Here is a 6,592-nt window from a genome sequence, read left to right as displayed (position 1 = left end):
CGCTGCGCATCGACCTGACGGCGGACCTCACGCCGCGCGACCAGCCCGGCGCGGAGCCGTCCGTGATCGCCGCGGCGGGGCTGGTGCGCTACCGCCCGGGGGCAGAGGAGCCGATCCGCTTCAGCGACCTGCGGGTGGACGCGCGGCCGCTGCGGGTGGAGCACCTGGCCGCGCTGAGCGACCAGCCCAACCCGCTGCTGCGCGGCCTGCTGACCGGCGGCGCCACCCTGTCCGGCTCGCCCGCGAATCTGCGGATCGAGGGCGGGGAGATCGTCTACAAGGTGGGCGACGCGCCGGAGACGGTGCTCTCGGACCTGTCGGGAACGGTCCGCAACGGCGACGTGCTTCGCTACGAGCTGCGCGCCCGCGCCCGGCCGCTGGCGCTGGCCACGCTCACGGAACTGTTCCCCGCGCTCCCCTTCCGCCGCGCCACGCTGGCCGGGCCCATCTCCATCACCGGCAATGGGGACGACGTGCGGTTCGACGCCGACCTGCAGGGCGCCGCTGGCGGAATCGCCATCGCCGGGTCGCTGCGAACGGGCACGCCCATGCGCTTTGACGTCAGCGGCCGGGTGGAGGCGTTCCGCGCCGGCGCGCTGGTGACGGGAAGCGTGCCGCTGGACGGCCCGCTGACCGGCACCTTCTCCGCGCGGGGGACCACGGAAGACCTGCGTTTTGCCGTGGACATGCGGCAGGGCGCCAACGGCAGCTTTGCGCTGGGCGGCACCGTGCGCCGGCCGGGGGGAACGGGATCGCCGCAGTTCGACATTTCCGGACGGGTGGACAACTTCCGCATCGGCGCGCTGATCGGCCGGCCCGGGCTGCTCCCCGGCCCCGTGAGCGGCCCCATCGCCGTCTCCGGCGGCGGGCGCCAGCCGTACCGCTTTGACGTGGCGCTCACCGGGCAGATGGGCACGGTGGATGTGCGCGGCACCTACGCCCCCGGCGACGTTCCCGTCTATGCCGTCACGGGCCGCGTGCGCAACCTGGACCTGAGCGGGCTTCCCGGCTTCGCCAACCTGCCCGGCACGCGGCTGAACGGCACGCTGGACGTGAACGGCCGCGGCACCACGGCCGAAACGTTCGACGGCCGCATCGCCTTTACCGCCGAGCCGGGGACCACGGTGGGCGGCGTGGCGGTGGAGCGCGGCGTGGTGCGCGTGGCGACGGACGGGGGCGTGCTGCGCTTCGATACGCTGTCGCTGGGGGTGCGCGGCGTGCAGCTTGAGGCCAGCGGGCAGCTGGGGCTGACCCGCGCCGCGCCGGAGCCGCTGCGCTTTACCCTGAACGCGCCCAACCTGGGGGTGCTGGCGGCGTTCGTTCCCCCGCCGGGCGCGTTCGAGCCGGAGATCGCGGGGTCGCTGCAGGCCAGCGGTTGGGTGATGGGAACGCTGCGCTACCCGGAGATCGCGGCCACGCTGCGCGGATCGGGGATCCAGTACCAGGGCTACCGCGCCGAGCAGCTTGCCGGCGACGTGCGGCTGGCCAAGGGCGCAACGGTGTGGACGGGGAACGTGGCGCTGAACGGCACCTCCCTCACGGTGGCGGGCAACACCATCCGCTCGGTGGAGCTGCAGGCCAACCTGACCCCGGACGGCGCTACCTTTGGGCTGGACCTGCGCCGCGACGAGAATACGGACCTGCACGCCAGCGGCGCCCTGGAGCTGAACGGGCTGGCGGTGAACGCGGTGGTGCTGAACCAGCTGAACCTGCGGCTGCGCGACGTGCAGTGGACGCTGGCCGTGCCCCGCGCGCGGCTGGCCCGGCTGGAGGGCGGCGGCTACCGGGTGGAAAGCCTGCGGCTGGCCCGCGGCGGCTCCGCCAGCGGCTTCATCGAGGCGAACGGAACGCTGCCGGCCACGGGGACGGCGGACCTGATGATCCGCGTGGCCGGGCTGGACCTGGCGGAGCTGCGGCAGCTTGCGCCCATGCTTCCCGACGCCGCGGGGATCGTGACGCTGAACGCCGCCATCACCGGCCCGGTGGAGCGCCCGCGGGTGCTGCTGGACGGCACGGTGGTGGGGCTGGCGTTCGGCGGGCTGCAGACGGACACGCTGGCGCTGAACGGCGAGTTCGCCGACCGGGCCATGGCCCTGCGCGCCACCGTGCGCCTGGGCGGCCGCACCATCCTGAACGCCGACGCGCGCGTGCCCATGACGCTGACGCTGGGCGGGCTGGTGCCCTCGTTCGCGCTGCTGCGCACCGACCCGCTGCGCGCCACGCTCACGGCGGACTCGCTCCCCATGCAGCTGGTGGCCGGCGCGCTTCCGCTGTACCTCAAGGATGGCGGGGGACAGGCGTACGCGCAGGTGAACGTGTCGGGCACGCTGGACGAGCCCACCGTGGCGGGAACGGCCGTCCTGGCCAACGCCGCGGTCACCGTGGTGCAGACGGGGGTGCGGCTGGAGCGGATGGCGGCGGCGGTGCGGCTGCAGGGCAAGCAGATCGTGATCGACAGCGCCGTGGCGCACACGGGCGGCGACGGCGTGGCGCGGGTGAGCGGCAGCGTGCTGCTGGACCAGCCGGGCCGCCCCGCCATCGACCTGGCGATCACCACCGAGAACTTCCAGGCGATGAAGCGGGACGACGTCGCCGAACTGCAGGTGGATGCCGGGCTGCGCATCACCGGCCGCCTGCCCCGCGCGGACCTCACCGGGGCGCTGACCATCGAGGACGGGGTGATCTACATCCCCGAAACCGGACAGCCCACGGAAGCCGACATCGTGGACGTGGACGTGGGCGCGCTGGGAGCCGACACCGTTTCCGCCGGGGTGGCCACCGCGGCGGGGGTGGTGGGCATGCTGGTGCCCAACAACCTGGAAGTCAGCATCGGCGAGAACGTGCGGCTGCAGTCCAGCGAGCTGAGCGTGTACGTCCGTACGGAGAGGCCGCTGCTGGTGTACGAGGGCGGCGGCCTGCCCCGGGTGTTCGGCGAGGTGCAGACCGTTCGCGGCACCTACACGCTCAGCGTGGGCCCCATTCAGCGCGACTTCGAGATCGAGCGGGGGACGGTGCAGTTCACCGGCACGCCGGAGCTGAATCCCCGGCTGGACATCAACGCCGTGCACCAGGTGCGGGGCACCGATCCGGGCGCGGACGACCTGGACGTCAACATCAACCTGGGCGGCACGCTGCAGCAGCCGACGATCGCGCTCAGCAGCAACACGCGCCCGCCCCTGCCCCAATCGGAGCTGCTCAGCCTGCTGCTGTTCGGGCGGCGCAGCGCGGACCTGGCCAGCCTGCCCTCGGAGTTCACGCAGGGGGTCATCCTGGAGCAGCTGCTGGGCGGCGTGATCACCAGCCAGCTGGAGCAGGTGTTCACGCAGCTGGGCTTCTTTGACTACGTGCGGCTGCGGGCGCGGCCCACGGGGGTGGGCTTCGGCGGCGGGGTGAGCGCCATCAGCACCGACATCCTGGCCTTTGCGTCGGTGGAGGCGGGCAAGCAGCTGTTCGAGGACTTCTACGTCGTCCTGGAGATCGCCAACATCTTCAGCGAGCCGCGGCCGGGCGCCTCGTTTGAGTACCAGGCGTCGCGCACCTGGTCCATCCGCGGCGCGTTTGAGCCGGTGCGGCGCGACCCGCTGCTGCTGAACCTGCAGCGCCGCGCGTACCAGTTCTCGGGGGAGCTGCGCCGCCGGTGGGAGTACGGCCGGCCCAAGGTGACGGACGCGGACGTGCTGGAGAACGTGGAGCCGGTGCCGCCCGCGAGCGACACGCCGGCGCCGGGGCAGATGAGCACGCCCACCGGCGCGCCGCCGCCCACCCCGCCCGAGCCCACGCCGGACTGACCAAGAGGGCGCCTCTCACCGGAGGCGCCCTTTCTGTCGATCGCCCAGGGAAGATGAACCCCCTCTCACGGAGATCACGGGAAAAAACACGGAGGGTCACGGTACGGATCTGTACCGTGAACCTCCGTGCAGTTCTCTGTGAACTCCGTGCGAGGCGGTTTCGTTTCCGCTGCACCTCGCACCCGGGGCTTAGTAGAACGGCCGCTCGCGGGCGTTGGCGCGGGTGAGCGGGATCACGACGCTGTCCTGCCCCTCCGGCACCTTTACGCGAACGTTCCACTCCAGCGTGCTGTGCGGCAGAACGTACGACGCGTACAGCCAGTAGGTGCCCGCGTCGGCGGGCACCGCGGCCAGGCCCGCCTTGTCAGTGGTGTCGGCCGCGGCATCCACGCCCAGCTCCGCCGCCTTGTTCTTGGCCAGGCTGTCGAACGGCGCGTACACCCCCTCGCGCCACTTGCGCCGCAGCCCGCGAATGCTGTCGATGCGGGCCTGGATCTGGCGCCGCTGCAGCGCCGCGAGCCGGGCCGTGGAGTCGCCGGGAACCCTGGGCGGAGCGCTCAGGCGCTGGAGTTGCTGTAGGAGTTCCGCGGGAATGGTGGGCTCCGGGCGTTCCGAAGCCTTTTCCAGTGAATCCATCAGCGCCACCCGGTCGTAGGGAAGCAGGTAGACGGGCATGTCGGCCACCGGCTCACCACCCTTGTCCAGATTGGCGCGGACAATCACCCTGGAATCGCTGCATCCGGCGGCGGTCAGGCTCACGGCCACAAACAGCAGCGTGCGTTTCATCCACGATCTCCCGGGCGGCTCGGAACGGGGTTGGGCAACGGCGAAGGCCGGGCACGCCACAGCGGCGACCCGGCGCCGCCGCAATCCGCAAGCGGCGCGCCGAATGCTCCTGGCGGCGCTGGCGCTCATCCCGGTTCCGCTCGCCGCGCAGCCGCGCTACCCGCGGCCGGTGGGCTACATTAACGACTTCGCCAACATCATCCCCGCCGCGGACGAGACCGCCATCGGGCAGGTGATCGAGGAAGTGCGCCAGAAGTCCGGCGGCGAAATCGTCGTGGTCACCCTGACGTCGTTGGAGGGGCGCAACGCCAGCGACGTCGCGCGCGAGCTGGGCCGCGAGTGGGGCGTGGGCAAGTCGGGCGAGCCGGGCGACCGGGCGCGCAACACCGGCGCCGTGGTGCTGGTCTCCACAGGGGACCGCAAGTGGCGGGTGGAAACGGGGATCGGCACCAACACCTTCATCACCGCCGCGGAAGGGGGGCGCATCGGGCGCGACCTGCTGGTGCCGCAGCTGCAGGCCGGCAATCCCGGGCGCGGAATCCTGCTTGCGGTGAGCGCCATCGCCGACGAGTATGCGCGCAACTTCGGCTTTCAGCGCACGGGCGGAACGTCCGTGGCACCGCAGAACGACCCCCGCGCCGACCCGCGCATGCAGCAGGGGCGAAGGCGCGGCGGGGGCGGCAACGGGTTCTTCATCTTTCTGGTCGTCATCTTCATCTTCTTCATGATGCGGGGCGGCGGAGGGGGCGGGGGCCGCCGCCGGCGGGGGTGGGGCGGGCCCGTCATCATCCCGTTCCCCATGGGCGGCGGAGGCGGCGGCTGGGGCGGGGGCGGATTCGGCGGCGGGGGCGGAGGAGGCGGGTTCGGCGGGTTCGGGGGCGGGGGTGGATTCGGGGGCGGCGGAGCGGGAGGAGACTGGTGACGCGAGACGCGGGGCAGATGCCGGAAGAGCTGGAGCGAGCGCAGCACTTCGCGTGGGAGATGGAGTCGCTGTACGGCGACGACCTGGTGAGCGTGGTGCTGTACGGCTCCGCGGCGCGCGGCGAGTACCGGCGCGGCGCCTCGGACCTGAACGTGATGGTGCTGGTGCGGGAGCTTTCGCCCGCCGTGCTGCGCCGCGCCGGGCAGCACGCGCGCGACTGGGTGGCGCAGGGCAACCCTACCCCGCTCATGCTTTCGCACGACGAGTGGCTGCGCTCGGCCGACGTGTTCGCCATCGAGGTGGCCGACATGCGCGACGCCCACCACGTGCTGGCCGGGGCGGACCCGTTCGCCGGAATCACGGTGAACGCGGCGGACCTGCGCCTGCAGTGCGAAAAGGAGCTCAAGGGCAAGCAGATCCTGCTGCGGGAACAATACCTGCTTTTTGCCGGGGAGCCGGCGGAGCTGGGCGGGCTGCTGGTGCGGTCCTTTTCCACCTTTCTGGTGCTCTTTCGCACCGTGCTGCGCCTGAGCGGCGAGCACGGCGTGCGCGACGCCGAAGAGGTGGTGCTCAAGGTGGCGGCGCGGGCGGGGTTCAACCCGGGCCCGCTGCTGGAGGTGCACCGTGCGCGCGCCGCCGGCCAGCCTCCGCGGCCCACGGCGGATTCGCCGCTGGCCGTGGGGTACCTGGACGCGGTGCACCGCGTGGTGACCTATGTGGACCGCCTGGTGCGCGAGGGAGGCGCACAGGCGTGAGCATGATCCTTCATCCTGTTCGGGAGATGACCAAGATGCGCGTGACCCGGAGCGCGATGGCGCTCGTACTGGCGCTTTCGCTGGGCGGATGCGGATACAACCGCATTCAGGAGCTGGACGAGGCCGCCGAGCGCTCCAAGAGCGACATCGGCGTGGCGCTGCAGAACCGCAACCAGCTGATCCCCAACCTGGTGGCGACGGTCAAGGGCGCCGCCGAGTTCGAGCGGGGGACGTACACCGACGTGGCCAAGGCCCGCAGCGGCCAGAGCGTGGCCGCGGCCGAGCAGCAGCTTGCGCAGACGCAGCAGCAGCTCAACCAGGCGGTGCAGAGCGGCAACGTG

The 6,592-nt window shown here is 72.1% G+C and carries 5 protein-coding genes; 4 read left to right on the top strand and 1 reads right to left on the bottom strand.

Going from position 1 to position 6,592, the window contains the following annotated elements; translation table 11 throughout:
• Positions 1–3,788 (top strand): translocation/assembly module TamB (locus tag VF665_RS11600; protein WP_331053597.1); only part of this gene is annotated, 3,788 nt, incomplete at its 5' end.
• Positions 3,789–3,977: 189 nt separating this feature from the next.
• Here VF665_RS11600 and VF665_RS11595 read toward each other — a convergent pair.
• Positions 3,978–4,574 (bottom strand): hypothetical protein, encoded by a 597-nt coding sequence (locus VF665_RS11595; RefSeq protein WP_331053596.1) that lies wholly within the window; start codon positions 4,572–4,574, stop codon positions 3,978–3,980.
• A gap of 103 nt (positions 4,575–4,677) precedes the next feature.
• Between VF665_RS11595 and VF665_RS11590 the strand changes: the two genes are divergently transcribed.
• The 3 genes from VF665_RS11590 to VF665_RS11580 form a co-directional block, all read left to right on the top strand.
• Positions 4,678–5,496, top strand: coding sequence for a TPM domain-containing protein (locus tag VF665_RS11590; protein ID WP_331053595.1), 819 nt, complete (start codon positions 4,678–4,680; stop codon positions 5,494–5,496).
• Positions 5,493–6,251: a nucleotidyltransferase domain-containing protein gene (locus VF665_RS11585; protein ID WP_331053594.1), complete on the top strand. Its 759-nt coding sequence runs from the start codon at positions 5,493–5,495 to the stop codon at positions 6,249–6,251. Before VF665_RS11590 ends, VF665_RS11585 begins: the two co-directional genes overlap by 4 nt.
• A 26-nt stretch (positions 6,252–6,277) precedes the next feature.
• Positions 6,278–6,592, top strand: a 315-nt coding sequence (locus tag VF665_RS11580) for a LemA family protein (protein ID WP_331053593.1), incomplete at its 3' end; no start/stop codon positions are given.

Source organism: Longimicrobium sp., assembly GCF_036387355.1.
Classification (GTDB): domain Bacteria; phylum Gemmatimonadota; class Gemmatimonadetes; order Longimicrobiales; family Longimicrobiaceae; genus Longimicrobium.
This window is presented reverse-complemented; position numbering and strand designations above follow the sequence as displayed.

What these genes read in the sequence shown, in the direction of transcription:
- VF665_RS11595 (WP_331053596.1), bottom strand. Translation starts at nt 4,574, where the DNA reads ATGAAACGCACGCTGCTGTTTGTGGCCGTGAGCCTGACCGCCGCCGGA.
- VF665_RS11590 (WP_331053595.1), top strand. Translation starts at nt 4,678, where the DNA reads ATGCTCCTGGCGGCGCTGGCGCTCATCCCGGTTCCGCTCGCCGCGCAG.